Here is a 24,126-nt window from a genome sequence, read left to right on the forward strand (position 1 = left end):
CTCCGGCCCTCGCGGAACCCATTGGATTTCGGACCTTTTCTCCTTCTTGCCCTGATGGAAGGGCTGGTGATGGCGGCGGTGCTCGCCCTCACCGCCGTCGGGCTGTCGCTGGTCTTCGGCGTGATGCGCGTGGTCAACGTGGCGCATGGCGAATTCTTCATGCTGGGCGCGGTGGCGGCGTGGTTCGTCACCTCCTCTATGCCGGGGCCGCCCTGGCTCGGCTTCGTCGCGGCGCTGCTGCTGGCGCCGCTGGCCGTGGCGGCAATTGCGGCGCTGGCCGACCGGCTGGTGCTGAAGCGGCTGAACTACGACCCCGAGGCGACCATCGTCGCCACCATCGGCCTGCTCTACATCCTGCAGCAGGCGGCGCTCAGCCTCTACGGCCCCGATGCCCGCCCGGTGCCCGCGCCCTTCGAGCTGCGGCTGCAGCTGCCGTGGTTCGGCTATTCCGGCTACAAGCTCTTCGTCGTGGCGGCGGCGGGGCTGGTGCTGCTGGCCGTGTGGCTCATCATGACGCGCAGCCGGATCGGGCTGGTGATGCGCGCGACCCAGATCGATCGGCCGACGGCGCAGGCCTTCGGCATTGACGTGGACCGGGTCTATGCCGGGGTCTTCGCCATGGGAGCGGGGCTGGCGGCCATCGCGGCGGTGCTGATCGTGCCGATCCAGCAGGCGCATTACCTGATGGGGGGCGACCCGCTGCTCCTCTCCTTCATCGTGGTCATCATCGGCGGTCTGGGCAGCCTGCGCGGCACGCTGGTGGCGGCGCTGCTGATCGGGCTCAGCGACGGGGTGATCTCGGTCTTCTACGCGCCGACGCTGGCCAAGATCCTCGCCACGCTCTTCGTGGCCCTCGTGCTGGTCTTCCGCCCGCAGGGCCTGTTCGGAGCCAAGGCATGAAGGCGCTCGCCCTGCATCTGGCGCTGATCGCGGCGCTTCTGGCGGTGCAATTCGTGCTGCCGCCCTACCACTACACCAATGTGGCGCGGGTCATGGTGCTGGCGGTCTATGCCATGGGCTACAACATCGCCTTCGGCTACACCGGGCTTCTGTCGCTCGGCCACGCGCTGTTCTTCGCGGCGGGGATGTATGCCACGGGCCTTGCGGTGCAGGGTGCGCCGGCGCTGCTGGCCCTGCCGCTGGGCATGCTGGCCGGGGGGGCGATGGCGCTGGCCGTCGGGCTTCTGGCGCTGCGGACGGCGGGCGTCGCCTTCATGATCGTCACGCTGATGTTCGCGCAGGCCGGCTATCTGACCATCCTCTATTACGGGCCTGTCACCGGCGGCGACGAGGGCTTCGTGCTGGCCCGCGAGGCGCGGATGCTGGCGGGGCTCGATCTTTCCGCCGATGGGCCGCGCTATCTGACGGCGCTGGTGATCTTTGGCGTGGCACTGCTGGCCAATCTCGCGCTGGTGCGCTCGGGCTTCGGGCGGGTCATGGTGGCGATGCGCGAGAACGAGGAGCGCAGCCGGATGCTCGGCTACGACCCGTTCCGCACCAAGCTGATCGCCCTCACCCTCTCCGGCCTCTATTCCGGCACGGCGGGGGCGGCCTATGCGCTGATGTTCGGCTATGTCGGCGCCAGCTTCGCCGCGATCCAGTATTCGATCCTGCCGCTGCTCTGGGTGCTGCTGGGTGGGGCCGGCACGGTGCTCGGCCCGTTCGTCGGCGCGCTCCTGATGTTCTACCTGATCGACCTGAGCAGTTCGGTCACCGATGCCTCGAACCTCGTCGTCGGCGTGGCGCTGCTGGTTCTGGTGCTCTTCGCTCCGAAAGGCATCCTTGGCACGATCCGCGAGCGGGGGGCGAGATGGCTGCCATGATCCTCGAGGCGCGCGGGCTGACGCGGCATTTCGGCGGGCTGCGGGCGATCCATGCGGTCGATTTCGATCTGGCGCAGGGTGAAATCCACGCGCTGATCGGGCCGAACGGGGCGGGCAAGACCACCTTCGTCGGCCTCCTCTCCGGGCGCATCCCGGTCGAGGCCGGGACGATCCGCTTTGCCGGAGACGACATCACCCGCCTGCCCGCGCATCGGCGGGTCCGGCGCGGCATCGCCTATACCTTCCAGATCACCTCGATCTACCCCCGGCTCAGCGTCCACGACAACCTCGCGCTGGCCGTGAAGCAGCGGGGCACCGCCGACCTTGGGCGCGAGACGCTGGCGGCGCTGGAGCGTGTCGGGCTCGCCGGGCGGGCCGAGCAGGAGGCCGGAGCGCTGGCCTACGGTCACCAGCGGCTGCTGGAGATCGCCATGGGGCTTGCGCTCTCGCCCCGGCTTCTGATCCTCGACGAGCCGACGCAGGGGCTGGCCAATGCCGAGATCGACACCTTCAAGGCACTGGTCCGCTCGGTCGTGCCCGAGACGACGGTGCTCCTGATCGAGCACAACATGGATGTGGTGATGGATCTGGCCGACCGGATCACCGTGCTGAACTTCGGCGAGGTTCTGGCCTCCGGCTCTCCCGCGCAGATCCGCGCCAACGAGGCGGTGCAGACCGCCTATCTGGGGGGTTGAATGCTGCGGCTGGACGGGATCGACGCGGGCTATGGCAACGTGCAGGTGCTGCGGGGGCTGAGCCTGGAGGCTTCGCCGGGCGAGGTGCTCTGCGTCATGGGGCGCAACGGGGCGGGCAAGACGACGATGCTGCGCGCCATCATGGGGCAGGTGAAGTTGACAGCTGGCAACATCACGCTGGACGGGGCGCGGATCGACGGGCTGCCGCCCCACCGGGTGCCGCGGCAGGGCATCGGCTATGTGCCGCAGGGGCGACGGCTGTTCGGGCCGATGACGGTGGCCGAGAACCTCGAGATCGGGCTGATGACCCGTGGCAAGGGGGCCTCGACACGGGAGCGGGTGCTGGGGCTGTTTCCCCGGCTGCGCGAGCGGCTGGGGCAGGTCTCGGCCACGCTGTCGGGTGGCGAGCAGCAGATGCTGGCCATCGCCCGCGCGCTCTGCCTCGAACCGCAGGTGCTGCTGCTCGATGAGCCGACCGAGGGGCTGCAACCCTCGATGATCGCACTGATCCGCCAGACGGTGACGGCGCTGAAGGCGACGGGAGTGGCGACGGTGCTGGTCGAGCAGCGGGTGGAGGCGGTGCTGAGCATGGCCGACCGCGTCGCCTTCGTCGAGAACGGCGCGGTGGCCGAGGTTGTGGCAGCAGCGGGGCTGGCGGCGGATGCGCCGCAGTTCCGGCACTATGTGGGGATCTGAATGGGGTTGGTCGCAGGCGTCGATGTCGGCGGAACCTTCACCGATCTGGTGATCTTCGACACCGGCACGGGGGCGGTGCGGCTGGCCAAGGTGCCGACCACGCTCGACAATCAGGCCTTCGGCGTGCTGGCGGCGCTGGAGGCGGCGGGGGCATCGCTGCCCGAGGTCGATCTGATCGTGCATGGCACGACGACGACCACGAACGCGGTGCTGGAACGGGCGCTGTGCCGGACCGGGATGATCACCACCGAAGGCTTCCGCGACGTGCTGGAACTGGGGCGGCGGACGCGGCCCAACCCCTATGGGATGACCGGGCGCTTCGTGCCGGTGATCCCGCGCGACCTGCGGCTCGAGGTGCCGGAGCGGATGGATGCGCGGGGCCGGGTGCTGACGCCGCTGGACGAAGGGGCCCTGCGCGCGGCGCTGGACCGGCTGATCGCCGCGGGCTGCGAGTCGCTCGTGCTGCATTTCCTGCACAGCTACGCCAATCCGGCGCATGAGCGCCGTGCGGCCGAGATCGCCGCCGAGGTCTGGCCGACGCCCTATGTAACCATGGGCCATGCCCTTCTGTCGGAGAGCCGCGAGTTCGAGCGGGGGGTGACAGCGGCGGTCAACGCTTCGGTCCAGCCGCTCCTGGAGCGGTATGTCGCGCGGCTGGCCGGGGAGCTGGCGACGCGGGGTTATCGGCGTGATCTTCTGGTGATGAACGGCAATGGCGGGATGGTGTCGGCCGGGATGGTAGCGCAGGAGGCGGTGAAGACGGTGATGTCGGGCCCGGCCTCGGGGGTGATGGCCGCCGTCTACACCGGGCGGCGGGCGGGGATGCCGAACCTCGTCACCTATGACATGGGCGGGACCTCGACCGATGTGGCGCTGATCCGCGACGCGCGGGCGCCGGTGTCGAACGAGATCGAGCTGGAATATGCCATGCCGATCCATGTGCCGATGGTCGATGTGCGCACCGTGGGCGCGGGCGGCGGGTCGCTGGCGCGGGTCGATGCCGGGGGGATGCTGCGGGTCGGGCCGGAAAGCGCGGGATCGGTGCCGGGGCCGATCTGCTACGGGCGTGGCGGGACGCGGCCGACGATCTCGGATGCGAACCTGTTGCTGGGGCGGCTCTCGCCCGAGCGGTTCGGGGCGGAGCGGGACCGGGTGCGGGCGGCCTTCGCCGAGGAGATCGGCGCGCCTCTGGGCCTTGGGCCGGAGGCGGCGGCGGAGGCGGTGATCCGCATCGCCAACACCCATATGGCAGGGGCGATCCGCATGGTGTCGATCTCGATGGGCGCCGACCCGCGCGACTTCGCGCTGTTCGCCTTCGGCGGCGCGGGGCCGCTGCATGCCGCGGCTCTGGCGCGCGAGTTGGCGATCCCGAAGGTGCTGGTGCCGGCGCGACCGGGGATCACCAATGCGCTCGGCTGCGTGGTGGCCGATCTGCGGCACGACTTCGTGCGCACGCTGAACCGCCCGCTGGATCAGGCCGACATGGCCGAGGTGCAGGGCATCATCGCCGCCCAGGAGGCGCAGGGCCGGGCGCTGATCGGTGCCGAGACGCTGAGCCTGACCGAGGTGCGGGCGGAATACTCTGCCGACATGCAGTTCGTCGGCCAGACCCATCTGCTGCGGGTGACGCTGCCCAGCGCCACCCCCACCCGCGAGGCGCTGCAAGAGCTGTTCGAGCGCGCCTACCACGCGCGCTTCCGCGTCGATCTGCCGACGATCCGCGCCAATCTGGTGAACCTCAACGTCTCGGTGATCGGGCGGCGACCTGAGATCGACCTGTCGCGGCTGATCGACCCGGAGGGGCGGCGGGCCGTGGCGGAGCCTGCCAGCAGCCGCCCGGTCTGGTTCGGCGGCTGGCGCGAGACGCCGGTCTACTGGCGCGACCACCTGCCGCTCGACCCGCAGATCGTGGGCCCGGCGATCATCGAGCAGATGGACACGACCATCGTGGTCGAGCCCGGCGACCGGGTGACGGGCGATGCCGAGGGCAATCTCGTCATCCTGATCGGAGGTCACGATGCTTGATCCGGTGACGCTGGCGGTCATTCAGGCGGGGCTGCAGCAGGTCTGCGACGAGATGGACCTGACCTTCTCGCGCGCCGCCTTCTCGCCGGTGATCGCCGAGGCCGACGACCGCTCCGACGGAATCTATGCCGCCGAGGACGGCGCGCTGATCGCGCAAGGGGCGCGCGGGCTGCCGGTCTTCGTCGGCACGATGCAGTTCTCCACCCGCCACATCGTCGAGCGGATCGCAGCGGGGCTGACCCTGCCACCGGAGCCGGGCGACATCTATATCGTCAACGACCCCTATCTCGGCGGCACGCACCTGATGGATGTGCGCTTTGCCCTGCCCTTCTATCGGAACGGCAGGATCTTCTGCTGGCTGTCCAACACCGGGCACTGGCCCGACACGGGCGGTGCGGTGCCGGGGGGCTTTTCCGCCTCGGCGACCAGTGCCGAGCAGGAGGGGTTGCGGCTGCCGCCGGTGAAGCTGTTCAAGCGCGGGGTCATGGACCCGGAGCTATGGCAGGTGATCTGCAGCAACATCCGGGTGTCGGAGCAGCGGATCGGCGACGTGCAGGCCCAAGCCTCGGCGCTTCTGGTGGGGGCGGAGCGGCTGGCGGCGCTCATGGACCGCTACGGCGACGCCACGGTGGCCGAGGCGATCGCCGAGATGCGCAGCCTTGCGGCGCGGCAGATGCGGGCGAACATCGGGCTGATCCCGGAGGGCAGCTATCGCGCGACGGCGATGATCGACAGCGACGGGGTGGTGAACGAGCCCTTGACCATCGCGCTGACGGTGACGCGCGAAGGCGGGCGGCTGACCTTCGATTTCACCGGCTCGTCTCTGCCCTGCGCCGGGCCGATGAACTCGGTCCGCGCCACGACGCTGTCCTCGGTCTATCTGGCGATGCGGCACATCTTCCCCGATGTGCCGATCTCGGCCGGGGCCTTCGCGCCGCTGGAGGTGACGGGGATCGAGGGCACGTTTCTGGACGCGCATTATCCCCGCCCGGTCTCGGGCTGTGCCGCCGAAGTCAGCCAGCGGATCGCCGAGGCGGTCTTCGCCGCGCTGGTGCAGGCGATCCCCGATCGGGTGACGGCCTCGCCCGCCGGGACCAGCGGCAACTTCGGGCTGGGCGGGCATGACCCGGAAAAGTGCCGGGACTACGTGATGTATCAGATTTCGGGGGGCGGCTATGGCGGCAATGCCCGGGAGGACGGGCTGTCGAACGGCTGCTCGACCATCGGCATCTCGAAGGCGCCGCCGGTGGAGATCATGGAGCAGACCTATCCCGTGCTCTACCGCCGCTACGCGCTGCACGAAGGCTCCGGCGGAGCCGGAGAGCATCGCGGCGGCTTCGGGCTGGACTACGAGATCGAACTGTTGCGTGGGCAGGCACGGGCGAGCTTCGTGATGGATCACGGGCGGAGCGGGCCGCAGGGCGCGCTGGGCGGGCAGGACGGCGCGGTGAACCGGGTGGAGGTGACGCGGAGCGGCGTGGTGATGGTGCCGGAGCATCTGTCGAAGGCGCAGGACATCCTGATGCAACCCGGTGACCGGGTGCGGGTGCGCACGCCCGGCGGGGGCGGCTATTGCGACCCCGCGAGGCGCGATCCGGCGCTGGTGGACGAGGATGTGCGGCTTGGGCGCTATTCGGCGGAGGAGGCGGCGCGGCTGTTCGGCAGATAGCTGCCCTTCAGCCCGACGATCGCCTCCTGCAGGCGCAGAGCAGCGGGGCGCAGCCGGGCATCGACCGGATGCACGAGGAACCAGTGCCGCTCGATCGGCAGGCCGGGGGCGGAGAGCTGCACCAGTTGGCCGAAGCGCAGCTCGTCCATCACGGTGTGCAGCGACAGGAAGGCGATGCCGAGCCCGGCGATCACCGCCTGCTTGATGGTCTCGTTCGAGTCCATCTCCACGAGGTCGATCACCTGCCCGTCGCCCAGCCGGTCGAGGTAGCGCGACATGAGAAGCCGGGTGCCGGAACCCTCCTCGCGGGCGAGGAAGGTCTGGGTGAGAAGGTCCGGCACCGGCACCTCGCGCCCGGCCAGAGGGTGGTCGGGCCGCGCCACCAGACCGTGCGGATGCGGGCCCAGCGCCACCGAGGCGACCTCGGGCACGCGGGGGGGGCGGCCCATGATGGCCAGATCGACGACATGGCGCTGCAGGTCCTCGACGATCTGCTCGCGGTTGCGCACGCGGAGCGCCACGCGAATCTCGGGGCAGAGCTCCTGCAGCCTGCGCACGAGGAGCGGGGCGAAATAGCGCCCGGTGGAGACGACGCCCAGCGTCACCTGCCCGGAACGGCCCTCGCTGACCGCCATCACTTGGTATGAAGCCTGCGACAGAATGACATCGATCCGCTGCGCCGCCTCCAGCACCGCCTCGCCCGCCGGGGTCAGGGTGAAGGCGGTGCTCTCGGGGCCCCGGTTGAGCAGGGGGAGGGCGAAGACCTCTTCCAAGTTCTTGATCTGGTTGTGGATTGCCGGCGGCGTCAGGCCGATTTTCTCGGCTGCGGCGGTCAACGAACCACGCTCGGCCACCGCTGCCAGCGCGCGCAATTGCTTCAAAGTGAGGGCATCCAGCCGGATCATTCAGTTTTCCTGAAGCAAAGTTCAGTCTTATTAAATTCCATGGAACGCCGGTTTTGGCAAGGGTCGTCCCATCGAACGTGGGAGTTTACCGTGTTGTCCAAACCTGCGGCTCTGCCGACCCAAGCCGTCCCCGCCGCCCTGCATGAGGTCATGCTGCGGCTGGCAGAGGTCTCCATCGACATCGCGCATCGCATTGCCCGGGGCGGGATCGACGAGGATCTGGCCGGGGCGCGCGGGGTCAATTCGGACGGCGACGGGCAGAAGGCGCTGGACGTGATCGCCGACGATGCCTTCCGCGCGGCGCTGCAGGACACGGGGGTGCGCTACTACGCTTCGGAAGAGCAGGAGGAGGCGGTGGTGCTGAACCCTGCGGGAACGCTGGCGCTGGCCATCGATCCGCTGGACGGGTCTTCCAACATCGACACCAACCTGTCGATCGGCACGATCTTCGCGATCTATCCCGCCGAGGAAACTGCTGCGCAGAGCTTCCTGCGCAACGGCATCGACCTGCTGGCGGGCGGCTATGTGATTTACGGGCCGCAGTGCTGTCTGGTGGTCTCCTTCGGGGCGGGCACGCTGAAATATGTGCTCGACCCCGAGACGCAGGGCTTCGTGCTGGTGGATGCGGCGGTGAAGGTGCCGCCGAGCTCCAGCGAATTCGCGATCAACGCCTCGAACTACCGCCACTGGCCCAAGCCGATCCGCGCCTATATCGACGATTGCGTCGCGGGCACCGAGGGGCCGCGCGGGCGGAACTTCAACATGCGCTGGCTCGCGTCGCTGGTGGCCGAGACGCATCGCATCATCTCGCGCGGCGGGGTGTTCCTTTACCCGAGGGACAGCCGCAAGGGCTACGAGCAGGGGCGGCTGCGGCTGCTCTACGAATGCGCGCCCATCGCCTTCGTCATCACCCAGGCGGGCGGCGGAGCGACGGACGGGGAAAACCCGATCCTGACGGCGGCGCCCGCGCATCTGCATGCCCGCACCCCCTTCGTCTTCGGTTCATCGGAAAAGGTTGCCCGGATTTCGGCTTACCACGACCTCCCCGAGCACGAAACTTCCGCCCTCTTCGGCAATCGCGGCCTCTTCCGGAGCTGAGTTCATGAGCAAGAAACACCCCATCATCGCCGTCACCGGCTCGTCCGGCGCGGGCACATCGACGGTCAAGCACACTTTCGACCAGATCTTCCGCCGCGAGGGCGTCACCGCGGTGTCGATCGAGGGCGACGCCTTCCACCGCTACAACCGCGCCGAGATGAAGGCCGAGCTCGACCGTCGCTATGCCGCGGGAGACATGACGTTTTCGCACTTCTCCTTCGAGGCCAACGAGCTGGGCGAGCTGCAGCGGGTGTTCCGCGAATACGCCGAAACCGGCACCGGCAAGACCCGCACCTATGTGCATGACGCCACCGAGGCCGAGAAGACCGGCGTCGCGCCGGGAAACTTCACCGAATGGGCGCCGTTTCCCGATGACAGCGACCTTCTGTTCTACGAGGGGCTGCACGGATCGGTGGTGAACGACGAGGTGAACCTTGCCGAGCTGGCCGATCTGAAGATCGGCGTGGTGCCGGTGATCAACCTCGAATGGATCCAGAAGATCCACCGCGACCGCGCCACCCGCGGCTACACCACCGAGGCGGTGACCGACGTGATCCTGCGCCGGATGCATGCCTACGTCCATTGCATCACGCCGCAGTTCACCCGAACCGACATCAACTTCCAGCGGGTGCCGGTGGTCGACACCTCGAACCCGTTCATCGCCCGCTGGATCCCGACCGCCGACGAGAGCCTCGTCGTCATCCGCTTCCGCAATCCGCGCGGGATCGATTTTCCCTACCTGACCTCGATGATCCACGGCTCCTGGATGAGCCGCGCCAATTCCATCGTCATTCCCGGCAACAAGCTGGACCTCGCGATGCAACTGATCCTGACCCCGCTGATCGAGCGCCTCGTGCGCGAGAGCAGGCGCGCCTGAACCCGGAGGAAACCCGACATGGCCCTGATTACCCTCAGACAATTGCTCGACCATGCCGCGGAGCGCGGCTATGGCGTGCCCGCCTTCAACATCAACAACATGGAGCAGGGGCTGGCGATCATGAAGGCGGCGAAGGCCGTCGACGCGCCGGTGATCCTGCAGGCGTCCCGTGGCGCGCGCAGCTATGCGGGCGACATCATGCTGGTGCACATGGTGCAGGCGCTGGCCGAAACCTATCCGACGATCCCGATCTGCCTGCATCAGGACCACGGCAACAACGAGGCCACCTGCCTGTCGGCGATCCGGCACGGCTTCACCTCGGTGATGATGGACGGCTCGCTGGAGGCCGACATGAAGACCGTGGCCTCCTATGACTACAACATCGACATCACCCGCCGCGTCACCGATTGCGCGCATTGGGTAGGCGCCTCGGTGGAGGGCGAGCTGGGGGTGCTGGGCAGCCTGGAGAAGGGCGAGGCCGAGGCGGAGGACGGCTCGGGCGCCGAGGGCAAGCTCGACCACAGCCAGATGCTGACCGACCCGGATCAGGCGGTGGATTTCGTGCAGCGCACCGGGGTCGATGCTCTGGCCATCGCCATGGGCACGAGCCACGGCGCCTACAAGTTCAGCCGCAAGCCGGACGGCGAGATCCTCGCCATGTCGGTGATCGAGGAGATTCACAAGCGGCTGCCGGGCACGCATCTGGTGATGCACGGCTCGTCCTCGGTGCCGCAGGAGCTGCAGGACCTGATCAACCGCTACGGCGGGCAGATGCCGCAGACCTATGGCGTGCCGGTGGAGGAGATCGAGCGCGGCATCCGTCACGGGGTGCGCAAGGTCAACATCGACACCGATTGCCGCATGGCGCTGACCGGGCAGTTCCGCAAGGTCGCCATGGAGAACCCGGCGGAGTTCGATCCGCGCAAGTTCCTGATCCCAGCGATGAAGGAGCTGGAAACGCTGGTGCGCGACCGTTTCGAGCGGTTCGGCACCGCGGGCAATGCCTCGAAGATCACCGTCATCCCGCTGGATGACATGGCCAGACGCTATGCAAGCGGCACCCTTGATCCGGCGATCGGCGCCGCCAGGGCCGCGTGAAGGGAGGACGCATCATGGATACCAAGGCGACCGAAATCAAAGGCAAGGAACGCTACAAGGCGGGCGTGCTGAAATACGCGCAGATGGGGTATTGGGATGGCGACTACGAGCCGAAACCGACGGACCTGCTGGCCCTGTTCCGCATCACCCCGCAGGAGGGCGTCGACCCGATCGAGGCCGCCGCCGCCGTGGCCGGCGAATCTTCCACCGCGACATGGACCGTGGTCTGGACCGACCGGCTGACGGCCTGCGACCAGTATCGCGCCAAGGCCTACAAGGTCGAACCCGTGCCGGGCACGCCGGGGCAGTATTTCTGCTATGTCGCCTACGACCTGATCCTGTTCGAGGAAGGCTCCATCGCCAACCTGACGGCCTCGATCATCGGCAACGTCTTCTCGTTCAAGCCGCTGAAGGCCGCGCGCCTGGAGGACATGCGCCTGCCGGTGGCCTATGTGAAGACCTTCAAGGGGCCGCCGACCGGCATCGTCGGCGAGCGCGAGCGGCTGGACAAGTTCGGCAAGCCGCTGCTGGGGGCCACCACGAAGCCGAAGCTGGGGCTGTCGGGCAAGAACTACGGCCGGGTGGTCTACGAGGGGCTGCGCGGCGGGCTCGACTTCATGAAGGACGACGAGAACATCAACTCGCAGCCCTTCATGCACTGGCGCGACCGGTTCCTCTATTGCATGGAGGCGGTGAACCTCGCCTCGGCGCGGACCGGCGAGGTGAAGGGGCATTACCTCAACATCACCGCCGGGACGATGGAGGAGATGTATGCGCGGGCGGAGTTCGCCAAGCAGCTGGGGTCCGTCATCGTCATGGTGGACCTGATCGTCGGCTGGACGGCGATCCAGTCGATCTCGAACTGGTGCCGGGCCAATGACATGATCCTGCACATGCACCGCGCGGGGCATGGCACCTACACGCGGCAGAAGAACCACGGCATCAGCTTCCGCGTCATCGCCAAGTGGCTGCGGCTGGCGGGGGTGGACCATCTGCACGCGGGCACGGCGGTCGGCAAGCTGGAAGGCGATCCGCCGACGGTGCAGGGCTATTACAACGTGCTGCGCGAGACCAAGAACGAGGTCGACCTGCAGCGCGGCATCTTCTTCGAGCAGGACTGGGGCGATATCCGCAAGGTCATGCCGGTGGCCTCGGGCGGCATCCATGCCGGGCAGATGCACCAGCTTCTGAGCCTCTTCGGCGACGATGTGGTGCTGCAGTTCGGCGGCGGCACCATCGGGCACCCGATGGGCATCCAGGCGGGCGCCACGGCGAACCGCGTGGCGCTGGAGGCGATGGTGCTGGCCCGCAACGAGGGCAGGAACATCGACGTGGAAGGGCCGGAGATCCTCCGCGCCGCCGCGAAATGGTGCAAGCCGCTGGAAGCCGCCCTGGATACCTGGGGCAACATCACCTTCAACTACACCTCAACCGACACCTCGGACTTCGTGCCGACGGCCTCGGTCTCGATGTAAGGAGCGAACGGATGCGTATCACACAGGGCTGCTTCTCGTTTCTGCCGGACCTGACGGACCAGCAGATCACCGCGCAGGTGGAATACTGTCTCGGCAAGGGCTGGGCGATCGGCATCGAATACACCGACGAGCCGCACCCGCGGAACACCTATTGGGAGATGTGGGGCAACCCCATGTTCGACCTGCGCGACGCCAAGGGGGTGATGATGGAGCTGGACGAGTGCCGCAAGCTGCACAAGGACGTCTACATCCGCATCAACGCCTTCGACAGCACACGCGGCTTCGAGACGGTGACGATGAGCTTCATCGTCAACCGGCCCAAGCACGAGCCGGAAATCCGCATGATGCGGACCGAGGTGGACGGGCGGTCGATCCGCTACACCCACAGCATCGCCCGCTGATCCGCACCTCCCTGCGGAGCGCGGGCGGCAAGGCTGGGGGGCTTCGCGCCCCCCAGACCCCCCCCGGGATATGTAAGCCAAGATGAAGCTGCAGGAGTCTGCGATGAACGACGAAAGCCCGGCGCCGCCGACCAGCATCGATCTGCGCGCCGAGTACGAGAGCTCTGGCGCGCGCGAGGTGCTGGAGGAACTCGACCGCGAGCTGATCGGGCTGAAGCCGGTCAAGGACCGCATCCGCGAGACCGCGGCGCTGTTGCTGGTGGAAAAGGCGCGGCAGAAGCTGGGGCTGGCGCATGAGACGCCGACGCTGCACATGAGCTTCACCGGCAATCCGGGCACCGGCAAGACCACCGTCGCGCTGAAAATGGCGGGGCTTTTGCATCGGCTGGGCTATGTGCGCAAGGGCCATCTGGTCAGCGTGACGCGCGACGATCTGGTGGGGCAATACATCGGCCATACCGCGCCCAAGACCAAGGACGTGCTGAAGCGCGCCATGGGGGGCGTGCTGTTCATCGACGAAGCCTATTACCTCTACCGGCCCGACAACGAGCGGGATTACGGGCAGGAGGCGATCGAGATCCTGTTGCAGGTGATGGAGAACAACCGCGACGATCTGGTGGTGATCCTCGCAGGCTATGCCGACCGGATGGAGAATTTCTTCAACTCAAACCCCGGCTTCCGCTCGCGCATCGCGCATCACATCGAGTTTCCCGACTATACCGACGTCGAGCTGCACCAGATCGCCGGACATATGCTGGCCGACCAGAACTATCTGCTGACGCCGGAGGCCGAGGCGGCGCTGACCGATTACATCTCGCTGCGGCGGGCGCAGCCGCATTTCGCCAATGCCCGCTCGATCCGCAACGCGCTGGACCGGGCGCGGCTGCGGCAGGCGAACCGGCTGTTCAGCGGCTCCACCGGGCCGGTGGATGCGGCGGCGCTCTCGACCATCACCGCCGAGGATATCCGGGCGAGCCGGGTGTTTCAGGGCGGGCTGGAGAGCGAGCGGCGGCGGGTGGAGACCTCGGCATGATCAAGGCGATCATCTTCGACGTCGACGGCACGCTGGCGGAAACCGAGGAGCTGCACCGGCGCGCCTTCAACGACACCTTCGCCGCGATCGGGGTGGACTGGCACTGGGACCGTGACGACTATCGCGAGCTGCTGACCACGACCGGCGGCAAGGAACGGATCGCGCGGTTCCTGCGGCATCAGGCGGGCGATCCGGCGCCGATGCCGGTGGCCGAGATCCATGCGTTGAAGACCGCGCGCTATGTCGAGCTGATGGCGGCGGGGCAGATCGAGCTGCGGCCCGGCATCGCCCAGCTGATCCACGAGGCACAGCTGGCCGGGGTGCGGCTGGCGGTCGCGACGACCACGAGCCTGCCCAATGTCGATGCCCTGTGCCGCGCGGTGCTGCGCCGGCCCGCCGAGCGGATCTTCGAGGTGGTGGCGGCGGGCGACATGGTGCCCGCGAAGAAGCCTGCGCCCGACGTCTATCTGCTGGTGCTGGAGCGGCTGGGGCTGGAGGCCGCCGACTGCGTGGTGCTGGAGGATTCGCGCAACGGGCTGCGGGCGGCGAAGGCGGCGGGGTTGCGCTGTCTCGTGTCTCCGGGTTTCTATACGCGAACAGAGGATTTCACCGGGGCCGACCGGCTGCTGGCGTGCTTTTCGGAGCTTGGCGGGCTGGCCGGGCTGCAGGAAACGGTTGGGGCTTGAGGGAATGGCATGGCGGCGGTGATCTTCGATCTGGACGGAACGCTGGTCGATTCCGCCCCCGACATCCATGCGGCGCTGAACCGGACGCTGGCCGAGGAGGGCGCGCCGCCGCTGACGCTGCCGCAGGTGGTCGGCTTCATCGGCAACGGGGTTCCGGTTTTGATCGAGCGGGTGATGCAGGCACGGGGCGAGCCTGCCGATGCGGCGCGGCACCGCGATCTGCATGACCGTTTCATGCGTCATTACAATGCCGATCCGGCAACGCTGACCACGGTGTTTCCCGGCGCCGAGACCGCGCTGCGCGGGCTGGTGGCCGCGGGCTGGCGGATCGGGCTCTGCACCAACAAGCCCGAGGCGCCGTCGCGCGACATCCTGAGCCGTTTCGGGCTGCTCGACCTCTTCGCCATCGTCATCGGCGGCGACAGCCTGCCGGTGAAGAAGCCCGATCCGGCCCCGCTCCATGCCGCCGCGGCGGCCTTTGCCGAGGGGCCGGTGCTCTATGTCGGCGACAGCGAGGTGGATGCGGCGACGGCGGCGGCGGCAGGACTGACCTTCGCGCTGTTCACCGAGGGTTATCGCAAGACTCCGGTGCATGACCTGCCGCATCATGGGCTGTTCAGCCATTTCGACGAGCTTCCGGCGCTGCTGGAAACCCTCGCCCGCCGCTGAACCGGTTTTCCCTTTCCGGCAAAGACCTATATCCTCGGGTGACGGCCATTTGCCGCAAGGAGGAAACATGACGGCATCGCACTGGATCGGCACCGAAGGGCCGGAGCTGAACCGCAGACCCGCACATCGGCTCTGGCTGATGGATCAGGCGCGCAGCCTCTTCGATTTCTTCCTGCCCGCCTTCAACCCGGCAGGCGGTTTTTTCGCGCTCGACACCGAGGGGCGGCCGATGCCGGGCAGCCCGCGCCAGCTGCACGAGACGACGCGGATGGTGCATTGCTATGCGATGGGCCATCAGCTCGGTCTGCCGGGCGCCGACCGGATGGTGGATCACGGCATGGAATTCCTCTGGACCCGGCATCGCGATGCGGCGCAGGGCGGGTATTTCTGGGGGATCGACGACGCCGGGCCGACCAATGCGACGAAGCAGGCCTACGGCCATGCCTTCGTGCTGCTGGCGGCCTCCTCGGCCAAGGTGGTGGGGCATCCCGATGCGGACCGGCTCCTGGCCGATGTGACCGAGGTGCTGCACGAGCATTTCTGGGATGCCGAGGCCGGAGCCACGCGCGAGGAGTTTACGCAGGACTGGCAGCCGCTGAGCGGCTATCGCGGTCAGAACTCCAACATGCATCTCACCGAGGCGCTGATGGCGGCCTATGAGGCCACCGCGGATCTGACTTACCTCGGCATGGCCGAGCAGATCGCCGATCTGATCATCAACCGCCATGCCCGTGCCGCAGGCTGGCGGGTGCCAGAGCATTTCGATGCCAACTGGCAGCTCGACCGCGATTACGAGGGCGATCCGATGTTCCGCCCTGCCGGCACCACGCCCGGGCACGCGCTGGAGTGGAGCCGGCTTCTAGTGCAGCTCTGGCAGCTGGGCGGGCAACAGGTGGGCTGGATGCACGAGGCGGCCGAGGCGCTGTTCCTGACCACGGTGGCGACGGCGTGGGACCGCGAGCGCGGCGGCTTCTACTACACGCTCGACTGGGACGACCGCCCGTCGCGGGCCGACCGCTTCTGGTGGCCCTGCTGCGAGGGGATCGCCGCGGCCTCGGTGCTGGGGCAGATGAGCGGCGGTGCGCGGTTCGAGGAGTGGTATCGGCGGATCTGGAACTTCTCCGCCTCCCATCTGATCGACCGGGAAAATGGCGGCTGGTTCCCCGAGCTGGACCCCGACCTTCTGCCGGTGAACCGGGTTTTCCATGGAAAGCCCGACATTTATCATGCCGTGCAGGCCTGCCTGATCCCGCTCGTTCCGGCCAATGGCAGCGTCACCCGGGGGCTGCGGGACGGGCTTCCCAACCTTACCGCATGAAACAGAAAAAAACTTCAGGTTGTCGGGAACCTCTCGGCGGCGCGGAGGTTTTGCTGATATCCCCGTGGCCGGCGAGTATCCCCAAACGCCTGCCCTTTACCGCCACGGGTTATGCGCCGTCAGTGGGGCCATCCCTCCCTTACTGACGGCGCGCCCCTTTCCCCACATCGACGGTGCGGCGCACTCATCAGCGCACGTCCTGCAACGAAAAAGTCCCGGCAGGTGCCGGGCCTTATCTGTTGGTGTCCGGCGGCGCGCTGGCGCCGCCGGAAGCCGGATTAGCCGTCGATGCGGTCGGCCACGGCCTTTGCGAAAGCCGCCACGACGCCGGCGTAGACTTCGGTGCTGGTCGGCGGGATCACCGTGATGTCGGTGCCCGCGGGCATCATCGGCAGGGCCTGGTCCATCGTGACCGTCAGATCGAAGGTCTCGAAGTTGGAATTGTTGTTCATGTCGATCACGTTGACCGTGCCCTGAAGCTTGGTCTCGGCGCTGCCCACGGCGGCCTGGAAGTAGTTGGCCAGCTCGACTTCGGACATGTCGATCTTGATGTCCATGCCCTGATCGGCCAGACGGCCCACCAGTTGCGCCGCGATGGCGGCTTCCAGATCGGCGTCGAGCGTCTGCCAGTAGGCGGCAGCCTCGGGATTGTTGAGATCGTTGAGCGAGGTCTGCACGTCGATCGATTTGATCATCGGCAGGTCCTGCGCGAAAGCGGGAACAGCAAGGAGAGCGCCCAGAAGGGCGGGAGCAATAGCTTTGCGAAACATTGTAAGATCTCCGAACGTATGAGGAGGGATCATCCGGCGCCATGCCGGATCGTCCGACGCTTTAGAAACGCCCGGCGCGGAAGATCGGTTCCGTCTTTATCAAGCGATTACATGAGGGGGCGTTGTTCGACCCGTTCCAGATCGACGACGGCCAGCTGCGCCAGCAGGCGGCGGTCGCGGACCTGCAGCCGCCCGTCCGACCAGTTGGCCAGACCGGCCTCGCGCAGCTTGCGGATCGTCTTGTTGGTATGCACCAGCGAAAGGCCCAAGGCATCCGCCAGATCGTGCTGGCGGAAGGGCAGCGGCACTGTCCCACCCTCCAAGAGCCCCAGCGCCGAGAGCCGTTCGTGCATCCTGAGCAGCGCCCAGGCGACCCGCTGCAGCGCATCGCGCTGGCCCAGAGTGGCGATGGTCTCGCCCAGGAAATGCTCTTCCACCGCCGAGATCCAGGTCAGGTCGTAGGCGCGCTCGGGCGAGTCGCGGAACAGCTCCCAGACGCGGGCGCGCTCGAAGACGCAGAGCACCATCGGCGAGGAGGCCTCGGCGGAGTGGCGCAACTCGCCGGTGATCCCCGCCTGCAGGCCGAGGAAATCGCCTGGAAAGAGGAAGTTGATGACCTGCCGCCGCCCGTTCTCCAGCGTGGTGTAGCGGATGCCCTGCCCGCGCAGCACGGTATAGAGCTCGGACGAGGCGTTGCCTTCGCTCATCAGGGTGGTGCCACGCTCCACATGGCGTTCGGCGACCTTGAAGCTTTCCATGAAGGCCAGCTCTTCCGCCGAGAAGGGCTGGAAGATCGGCATTTTCCTCAAGGGACAGCAGCTGCAGGAAAGACTGTGCATCTCGACCTATCTTAACGAGTATATGTCACAGATTAATGCGCAATGCGCGGCGATGCCGCAAGGGTATGCTCCAATTCAGGAGAAAACCCATGACCCCGCCCTCAGCGGTCACCCCCACGTGCCTCATTGCCTTGAAACATTTCGTCGTGGCGCAGGACATCGCGCTCACCATCGCCGAGTTCGATCCGACCATCCATGTGATCCTCGTCACCGACCCGCAGAGCATCATGCTGTCTTCCGGGGTGGAGCGGCTGTGGCTGGCCTTTCTGGGGATCAGCCCGTCGCGGATCGACGACGACCCGCTGGCGCAGGCGGTGCTGGCGCGGGGCGGGCAGCTGGTGCTGATCAACGACGAAGCCGAGGAAATAGGCGACAGCGACCGCTGGTGGGTGCTGCCCCGACCGTTCACTACGGAAGCCGTGCTGAACCTGATGACGCGGGCGAGCGAAGCGGTGTGAGGCAGGCGCTGCGCCGGGCGGGGGGCTGGCGGAGCGGCGTTTTGGGGAGTGGATTGGCGGTGCCTCGTGAACGGAGTCGGCGGCCGGTGGATACTCGAAACTCGACGGCTTTTATAGTCAGGGTTGTCGCCTTTGCATCGGCCCTGCATGACGTGCTGGATCACTGAATAAGCGTGCAATCCGCGCCCTTGTCCCGTCCGCATCGCGCCACCAAAAAGACGTGATCGCCCATGATTGATTGCGCCGGAGGTCATTGAAAGACGGATGAGCACGCGCCGGGCACCCGGCCTGATCCTCGCGCTTTCCGGCCCGCTCACTCCGTGCAAAGACACGGGACATCATGGCAACGATCACGTCGAAAATCGCCTTCACCCTCGACTCCTTCAACCTGAACCAGCTCGTCGAAGACACCGACTATCTGACGATGGAAAACGAGATGACGCCCTGGAGCGACTATCCCGACCAGTTCGGCTATGGCGTGGATTTCTCGACCTTCATCGCGTTCGGCGGCGATGCGATCCAGTTCGCCAATGGCACGGTCACCGGCGGCACCGTCAACAACGTGATGCTGATCGACGACGCGAACGAAAGCTACAAGACGCTGATCGAGCTGGACGGGCTGTCGATTTCCGCGACGCAGGCCGTCAAGGCGGTGCAGACGGTCTCGGGCGCGGATGATCTGAAACTGCTGAAATCAGCATTCCGCGGCGCGGACAGCTTTGTTCTGTCCAACAAGACTGATGTGATGAGCGGGTTCAACGGCAACGACACGATGAGCGGGAAGAATGGCCGCGACGCGCTTTCCGGCGATGGCGGCAAGGACACGCTCTATGGCGATGGCGGCAATGACACGTTGTCGGGCGGGGCGGGCAATAACCGGCTCCATGGCGGCAAGGGCGCGGATCAGCTGACCGGCGGCGCCGGGGCGGATATGCTTTTCGGCGGCAAGGACGGTCAGCGGGATGTCTTCGTCTTCACTTTGGCCTTAGAGAGCAAAGCCGGGCGGCGCGACACGATTCAGGAATTCCAGAGCAAGGATGACATCGATCTGCGCGGCATCGACGCCAATGGCGACATGGCGGGCGACCAGGCTTTCGGCTTCGGCAGCAAAGCGGCCAGCTATGCGGTCTGGACCGTCGATGCCGGCAAGGACCTGCTGGTGCGCGCCGATGTGACGGGCGACGGCAAGGCCGATCTGGAGATCAAGGTGATGGGCGTGGACCAGCTGCTTGCCAGCGATTTCCTGCTCTGACGGCGCAGGCGGCAGAGAACCCCGAAAGACAGAGGCCCCGGTTTGTCACCGGGGCCTTTGTTTCAGCATCGCATCGCTCAGGCGTTCAGCGTCTCGGTCGAGGAGAAGAACATCGCCTGGCTGACGGCGGAGCGGACCTGATCTTCGGAATAGGGTTTGGTGATCAGGAAGGCCGGTTCCGGGCGCTTGCCGGTCAGCAGCCGCTCGGGGAAGGCGGTGACGAAGATCACCGGCGTGTCGTCGAACTGCTTGAGGATGTCGTTGACCGCGTCGATCCCCGAGGAGTTGTCGGCCAGCTGGATGTCCGCGAGGATCAGGTCGGGACGTTCCTTGCCCGCGAGGGCGACGGCCTCGGTGCGGGTGCGAGCGATGCCGGTCACGCCATGGCCCATCTCGCGCACGATGGCGACGATATCCATGGCGATGATCGCCTCGTCTTCGATGACCATGATCCGGCCAGCGACCGAGTTGGCCATCTCGCGCTGTGCGATATCGACAAGCTCGCCCGCCTCTTCGGCGTCGATCTGCATGATCGCGGCGATCTCGTCATGGTGGAACCCTTCGATGGCGTGCAGCAGCAGCGCCTCGCGGGTGTTGGGGGTCAGATGCGCCATGTGATCCTGCGCGCGCTGCGACAGGCGGCTGTCAGGCTCGCCCAGCGGGGCGCCCGCACTGGCCCAAACAAGGTGGAAAGCATGGAACAGGGCCACTTTGGGGCTTTCGACCGCAGTGAAAATGCTCGTATCTTCAAGGATCGCCTCAAGGGTGGCCGCCGCAAACCGGTCCCCGGTTTCCTGGCTGCCGGTCAGGGCACGGGCATAACGGCGCAGGTATGGGAGATTGGTCCCGATCAGGCTGGCGAGGTCGGGCTTCGCTTCGGACGTCATGTACAAATTCCCTTGTGCGTCACATTCTCGGGAACCGAACGCACCCGGGCGCGTTCGGTTCCCGGGGTTATAACAACTTTCGTGAAGGGCGTGACGGATTAAATGGCAAAACGGGATAAGTCGGGGATGCAGCAACAGATCGACGAGAATCTGAAACGGGTCTACGAGGAAGCCCTCGAGCAACAGGTGCCCGACAGGTTCGCCCAGCTTTTGGAGCAGCTGCGCCAGAAGGAAGAGAAGAAATGAACACGCCGCAAAGCCTGCCGCAGGCCTCGCGCGATCCAAGGGATGAGCTGCCGGACCACCTGCCCGCCCTGCGCGCCTTCGCCATCAGCCTGACCCGCAACGTCGCCGTGGCCGACGATCTGGTGCAGGACACCATCGTGAAGGCATGGACGAATTTCGACAAGTTCACCGAGGGGACGAATCTGCGGGCGTGGTTGTTCACCATCCTGCGCAACACCTTCTATTCCGACAAGCGCAAGCATCGCCGGGAGGTGCCCGACCCCGAGGGCGTCCACGCGGCGTCGCTGTTCGTCAAACCCGCGCATGACGGCCGCATGGCCTTCACCGACTTCAGTGCCGCTTTCGACAAGCTGTCACCGGAGCATCGTGAAGTTCTGATACTGGTCGGCGCCTCGGGTTTTGCGTATGAGGATGCAGCGGTTATGATGGGTGTCGCAGTCGGCACCGTGAAGAGCCGTGCAAACCGGGCGCGGGCGCGTCTGGCAGAGCTGCTGCATCTGGAAAAGGGCGAAGAAATGTTCTCTGGGGTGGATGGTCAAACTCTCGCGGTGATGTCGCGATCCGGGATGACTGCCGCATGATATTTGGGGCCGGGCGGCCCAGCCGCTTTGCTGACAGGATCGGCTTTCGTTTTGCCTTCCTTCTGGCCGTGGCGCTGCTGCCTCTCGGAGTGATCTCGATGGTGCAGTCCGCCGCGGTCCTGCGTGAGGCCGCGGCGCGATCCGAGGCTGCGTTGACCGGCGAGACGATGCGCGCCTCGGAGAACGAGGTGCATCTGATCCAGCGCGCGCAGGGCTCTGCGGCCGCGCTGTCTCAGGTGATCAAACCGCTTCTCAACACGCCGGAGGCCTGCACTGACGCGCTGCAGGCGGTGCTGCGCGAGTCGCAGGCCTATTCGCTGGTCGGCTATATCCCGGTCAGCGGGGTGATGACCTGTTCGTCCTCCGCCACAACCGAAGACCTGAGCAGCAGCAAGCGCGTCGCTGAAGCGATGTCGGCGATGCGCCCGATGCTGCAGACCAGCCCGATGGGCATGCTGTCGCAGACGGCTGTCGTGATGATCACCCATCCCGTCTTCGGGCCGCAGGGCGATCTTCTGGGCGTCATCCTCGTCTCCCTGCCACATGACGGGCTGATTGCCCGGGCTACCCTCAGCCCCGAGCTGAACCCGCCGGTGCTGATGACCTTCAATCAGGAGGGGATGGTCCTGACCTCCTCAGTCGGGCTGGAACGGGTGGAAGAGATGCTGCCGCGCGACCGGGCGTTGAAGGCATTGGCGGGAGACAGCGACCTGTCCTTCACCGCGGAAACCGGAAGCGGGTCGCAGCGGGTTTTCTCAGTGGTGCCGATCATCCCTGGAACGCTCTACGCTCTCGGCTCCTGGGACAAGGATACCGGCAACTGGGTGACGCGGGCCGCGCCTGCCGCCCTGCTGCCTGCGCTGATGTGGATCGCCTGTCTGATGGTTGCCTGGCTCGCCTCGGAGCGGCTGATGACGCGGCATATCCGCAGCCTGCGCGGCGCGATCACCGCCTTTTCCGGCGGCTCGCGCGCGCTGGACAAGCATGATTTCAGCGCCGCGCCCTTCGAGATACGGCAACTTGCCGAAGCTTTCGACCGGATGACCGATACCATCCTGCATGACGAGGCTGAGCTGGAGGACATGGTTCACCAGAAGGAGGTTCTGCTGCGCGAGGTGCATCACCGCGTGAAGAACAACCTGCAACTGATCGCCTCGATCATGAACATGCAGATGCGGCAGGCCCGCACCCCCGAAGCCAAGGGGCTGATGAAGGGGCTGCAGGACCGGGTGATGAGCCTCGCCACGATCCACCGGGGGCTTTACCAGACAACCGGCCTGACCGATATCCGCGCCGACGAGCTGTTGTCGGACATCGTGCGGCAGGTGGTGAATCTTGCCACCGGCCCCGGCAGACGGATCGAGGTGCATACCGATTTCGGCGACCTGCGGCTGACCCCGGATCAGGCGGTGCCGCTGTCGCTGCTGCTGACCGAAGCGCTGACCAATGCGATGAAATACGCGGGCGCCTCGGATGGCCGGATCCCGCGGCTCGACGTGTCGCTGCACCGCGAGGGCGCGGTGGCGGCGGTGCTCGTGGTGACGAACACTGTCGGCGCGCGCCAGCAGGCGGCGGAGACGATGGATGTGGGCACCGGGCTCGGCGCGCAACTGCTGTCGGGCTTTGCCCAGCAGATCGGCGGTCAGGTGGAGGTCACCGACACGGACGACATCCACCGGCTGAGCGTGACCTTCGACGTCCGCCCGCTGACCGAAGCCGAAGCCCGCAACGAAGTCGCCGAGAGCGAGAGCTGACAGCAGAACGGCGGCAGGATCGCTCCCGCCGCCGTCGGTCGCTCCTCGGTGCGAGGGATCAAGACGGCGGCGCGCCGGCCTGCGTCTCGGCCAGAAGGGTCGCCAGCTCCTGACGCATCTCGGCCAGCCGTGCCGCATCGGCCGGGCTCTGCGGTTGGGCCAGCGCATCGGCATAGGCGTCCAGCACATGCTGCTCGCCGCTCTGCACCTGCTTGAGAATGTCCGCGTCGATCTCGTCCACGAAGGCGCGGACCGAGACGACGGCGCGGTTAACCGTGGACATGAAGCTGCCGTCAGCATCCGGCCGGCGACCTGCCGCCATCAGCATGGCGGTGATCTCGCCGATCTGGCGCTGGTGCAGGCTGCGGAAGCGTTCGGCGATCGGGCGGAACTCGGGCTCGGCCTTCGTCACCATGGTCTCGAACCCTGCAAGCACATCGACGCTGCGGGTGTGCAGCGTCTCGAGGGTCTCCAGCGCGGTCTCTGTCTGCGTTGCCGTCATGTCACTCGTCCTTTGCAATGGGATGGGCCGGGTTAACGCGAGCGTCTCGCGGGGGTTCCGGCCCCCCGGCTGCGGTCACATGCGGCGAGACGCCGCACGCGGGCCAAGGAAGAACCACAGGATGAAGCCGACGACCGGCAGGAGGATCACGATGAGCGCCCAGACCACCTTGGTGCCGGTCGAGGCCGCCGAGCCGAAGATCGACACCAGCGCCCAGATGTCGAGCGCGAGGATGATCAGACCGCCGAAGCCCCGCAATTGAAACATGTTCATTTCCACGATGTCACTCTCCTGTTTGCACCAAGGCCCTGCTGTCGGGCCTTCGGCCCGGGGGCCGACCTGCGCTCAACGCCGGCCGGAGCATGGTGG

General features: G+C 66.8%; 26 protein-coding genes. 20 read left to right on the top strand and 6 right to left on the bottom strand.

All coding sequences use genetic code 11. The annotated features are described in order from the left end of the window. Positions 1 to 21: 21 nt before the first annotated feature. From AC3A5Z_RS16170 to AC3A5Z_RS16195, 6 genes are read left to right on the top strand one after another with little or no spacing between them, the layout of a single operon-like run. Positions 22 to 900, top strand: coding sequence for a branched-chain amino acid ABC transporter permease (locus AC3A5Z_RS16170; RefSeq protein ID WP_487520356.1), 879 nt, complete (start codon positions 22 to 24; stop codon positions 898 to 900). Continuing rightward, complete coding sequence (locus tag AC3A5Z_RS16175) at positions 897 to 1,823, top strand: branched-chain amino acid ABC transporter permease (protein WP_487520357.1); 927 nt, start codon at positions 897 to 899, stop codon at positions 1,821 to 1,823. The genes AC3A5Z_RS16170 and AC3A5Z_RS16175 overlap by 4 nt, the downstream gene beginning before the upstream one ends. After that, a complete protein-coding gene (locus AC3A5Z_RS16180) occupies positions 1,820 to 2,518 on the top strand; it encodes an ABC transporter ATP-binding protein (RefSeq protein ID WP_487520584.1) in 699 nt (232 codons plus the stop codon). Before AC3A5Z_RS16175 ends, AC3A5Z_RS16180 begins: the two co-directional genes overlap by 4 nt. Next, positions 2,519 to 3,214 carry an ABC transporter ATP-binding protein gene (locus AC3A5Z_RS16185; protein WP_487520358.1) on the top strand — a complete coding sequence of 232 codons (696 nt, stop codon included), beginning with the start codon at positions 2,519 to 2,521 and terminating at the stop codon, positions 3,212 to 3,214. After that, the gene (locus AC3A5Z_RS16190; RefSeq protein ID WP_487520359.1) at positions 3,215 to 5,239 is read left to right on the top strand and encodes a hydantoinase/oxoprolinase family protein; all 2,025 of its coding nucleotides are present in this window, start codon (positions 3,215 to 3,217) and stop codon (positions 5,237 to 5,239) included. Further along, positions 5,232 to 6,908 carry a hydantoinase B/oxoprolinase family protein gene (locus AC3A5Z_RS16195; protein ID WP_487520360.1) on the top strand — a complete coding sequence of 559 codons (1,677 nt, stop codon included), beginning with the start codon at positions 5,232 to 5,234 and terminating at the stop codon, positions 6,906 to 6,908. Before AC3A5Z_RS16190 ends, AC3A5Z_RS16195 begins: the two co-directional genes overlap by 8 nt. On the opposite strand, the gene cbbR is transcribed toward AC3A5Z_RS16195, so the two are convergent. Continuing rightward, positions 6,869 to 7,813, bottom strand: coding sequence for a LysR family regulator CbbR (cbbR, locus tag AC3A5Z_RS16200; protein ID WP_487520361.1), 945 nt, complete (start codon positions 7,811 to 7,813; stop codon positions 6,869 to 6,871). The genes AC3A5Z_RS16195 and cbbR overlap by 40 nt on opposite strands. Before the next feature lie 150 nt (positions 7,814 to 7,963). Between cbbR and AC3A5Z_RS16205 the strand changes: the two genes are divergently transcribed. The 9 genes from AC3A5Z_RS16205 (at position 7,964) to AC3A5Z_RS16245 (ending at position 16,468) form a co-directional block, all read left to right on the top strand. Further along, positions 7,964 to 8,911, top strand: a complete 948-nt coding sequence (locus AC3A5Z_RS16205; RefSeq protein WP_487520585.1) for a class 1 fructose-bisphosphatase — start codon at positions 7,964 to 7,966, stop codon at positions 8,909 to 8,911. Between the two features lie 4 nt (positions 8,912 to 8,915). After that, positions 8,916 to 9,788: a phosphoribulokinase gene (locus tag AC3A5Z_RS16210; RefSeq protein WP_487520362.1), complete on the top strand. Its 873-nt coding sequence runs from the start codon at positions 8,916 to 8,918 to the stop codon at positions 9,786 to 9,788. Between the two features lie 18 nt (positions 9,789 to 9,806). Then, positions 9,807 to 10,886, top strand: a complete 1,080-nt coding sequence (fba, locus tag AC3A5Z_RS16215; protein ID WP_444667685.1) for a class II fructose-bisphosphate aldolase — start codon at positions 9,807 to 9,809, stop codon at positions 10,884 to 10,886. A gap of 14 nt (positions 10,887 to 10,900) precedes the next feature. Beyond that, a complete protein-coding gene (locus AC3A5Z_RS16220; protein ID WP_487520363.1) occupies positions 10,901 to 12,361 on the top strand; it encodes a form I ribulose bisphosphate carboxylase large subunit in 1,461 nt (486 codons plus the stop codon). An 11-nt stretch (positions 12,362 to 12,372) separates the two neighbouring features. Next, positions 12,373 to 12,762, top strand: a complete 390-nt coding sequence (locus AC3A5Z_RS16225; RefSeq protein WP_487520364.1) for a RuBisCO small subunit-like domain-containing protein — start codon at positions 12,373 to 12,375, stop codon at positions 12,760 to 12,762. Positions 12,763 to 12,865: 103 nt separating this feature from the next. Beyond that, positions 12,866 to 13,795 carry a CbbX protein gene (cbbX, locus tag AC3A5Z_RS16230; RefSeq protein ID WP_487520365.1) on the top strand — a complete coding sequence of 310 codons (930 nt, stop codon included), beginning with the start codon at positions 12,866 to 12,868 and terminating at the stop codon, positions 13,793 to 13,795. Continuing rightward, positions 13,792 to 14,481, top strand: coding sequence for an HAD family hydrolase (locus AC3A5Z_RS16235; protein ID WP_487520366.1), 690 nt, complete (start codon positions 13,792 to 13,794; stop codon positions 14,479 to 14,481). The genes cbbX and AC3A5Z_RS16235 overlap by 4 nt, the downstream gene beginning before the upstream one ends. Positions 14,482 to 14,490: 9 nt before the next feature. Further along, positions 14,491 to 15,150, top strand: coding sequence for a phosphoglycolate phosphatase (gene gph, locus AC3A5Z_RS16240; protein ID WP_487520367.1), 660 nt, complete (start codon positions 14,491 to 14,493; stop codon positions 15,148 to 15,150). Positions 15,151 to 15,217: 67 nt separating this feature from the next. Further along, on the top strand, positions 15,218 to 16,468 hold the full coding sequence (locus AC3A5Z_RS16245; RefSeq protein WP_487520368.1) for an AGE family epimerase/isomerase: 1,251 nt from the start codon (positions 15,218 to 15,220) through the stop codon (positions 16,466 to 16,468). A gap of 278 nt (positions 16,469 to 16,746) precedes the next feature. Here the strand turns inward: AC3A5Z_RS16245 and AC3A5Z_RS16250 are convergent, their stop codons facing one another. Both AC3A5Z_RS16250 and AC3A5Z_RS16255 read right to left on the bottom strand, forming a co-directional pair. Next, positions 16,747 to 17,163 (bottom strand): hypothetical protein, encoded by a 417-nt coding sequence (locus AC3A5Z_RS16250; protein ID WP_487520369.1) that lies wholly within the window; start codon positions 17,161 to 17,163, stop codon positions 16,747 to 16,749. A gap of 182 nt (positions 17,164 to 17,345) precedes the next feature. Continuing rightward, a complete protein-coding gene (locus AC3A5Z_RS16255) occupies positions 17,346 to 18,038 on the bottom strand; it encodes a Crp/Fnr family transcriptional regulator (RefSeq protein WP_487520370.1) in 693 nt (230 codons plus the stop codon). A gap of 128 nt (positions 18,039 to 18,166) precedes the next feature. Between AC3A5Z_RS16255 and AC3A5Z_RS16260 the strand changes: the two genes are divergently transcribed. Further along, positions 18,167 to 18,535, top strand: a complete 369-nt coding sequence (locus AC3A5Z_RS16260; protein ID WP_487520371.1) for a hypothetical protein — start codon at positions 18,167 to 18,169, stop codon at positions 18,533 to 18,535. A gap of 340 nt (positions 18,536 to 18,875) precedes the next feature. Further along, positions 18,876 to 19,787, top strand: a complete 912-nt coding sequence (locus AC3A5Z_RS16265; protein ID WP_487520372.1) for a calcium-binding protein — start codon at positions 18,876 to 18,878, stop codon at positions 19,785 to 19,787. A gap of 77 nt (positions 19,788 to 19,864) precedes the next feature. On the opposite strand, the gene AC3A5Z_RS16270 is transcribed toward AC3A5Z_RS16265, so the two are convergent. Then, positions 19,865 to 20,674, bottom strand: a complete 810-nt coding sequence (locus AC3A5Z_RS16270; protein WP_487520373.1) for a response regulator — start codon at positions 20,672 to 20,674, stop codon at positions 19,865 to 19,867. A 102-nt stretch (positions 20,675 to 20,776) separates the two neighbouring features. Here AC3A5Z_RS16270 and AC3A5Z_RS16275 point away from each other — a divergent pair, with 102 nt between their 5' ends. From AC3A5Z_RS16275 to AC3A5Z_RS16285, 3 genes are read left to right on the top strand one after another with little or no spacing between them, the layout of a single operon-like run. Then, positions 20,777 to 20,920, top strand: a complete 144-nt coding sequence (locus AC3A5Z_RS16275; RefSeq protein WP_487520374.1) for a NepR family anti-sigma factor — start codon at positions 20,777 to 20,779, stop codon at positions 20,918 to 20,920. Beyond that, positions 20,917 to 21,501: an RNA polymerase sigma factor gene (locus tag AC3A5Z_RS16280; RefSeq protein WP_487520375.1), complete on the top strand. Its 585-nt coding sequence runs from the start codon at positions 20,917 to 20,919 to the stop codon at positions 21,499 to 21,501. The genes AC3A5Z_RS16275 and AC3A5Z_RS16280 overlap by 4 nt, the downstream gene beginning before the upstream one ends. Continuing rightward, a complete protein-coding gene (locus AC3A5Z_RS16285; RefSeq protein ID WP_487520376.1) occupies positions 21,498 to 23,255 on the top strand; it encodes a histidine kinase dimerization/phosphoacceptor domain -containing protein in 1,758 nt (585 codons plus the stop codon). The genes AC3A5Z_RS16280 and AC3A5Z_RS16285 overlap by 4 nt, the downstream gene beginning before the upstream one ends. A gap of 58 nt (positions 23,256 to 23,313) precedes the next feature. On the opposite strand, the gene AC3A5Z_RS16290 is transcribed toward AC3A5Z_RS16285, so the two are convergent. Next, complete coding sequence (locus AC3A5Z_RS16290; protein ID WP_487520377.1) at positions 23,314 to 23,757, bottom strand: DUF2383 domain-containing protein; 444 nt, start codon at positions 23,755 to 23,757, stop codon at positions 23,314 to 23,316. 75 nt (positions 23,758 to 23,832) lie between these two features. Continuing rightward, entirely contained in the window at positions 23,833 to 24,036 is a 204-nt protein-coding gene (locus AC3A5Z_RS16295; protein WP_487520378.1) for a PLD nuclease N-terminal domain-containing protein, read from the bottom strand. Positions 24,037 to 24,126 lie beyond the last annotated feature (90 nt).

Source organism: Cereibacter sp. Soil_C_27, from assembly GCF_057657095.1.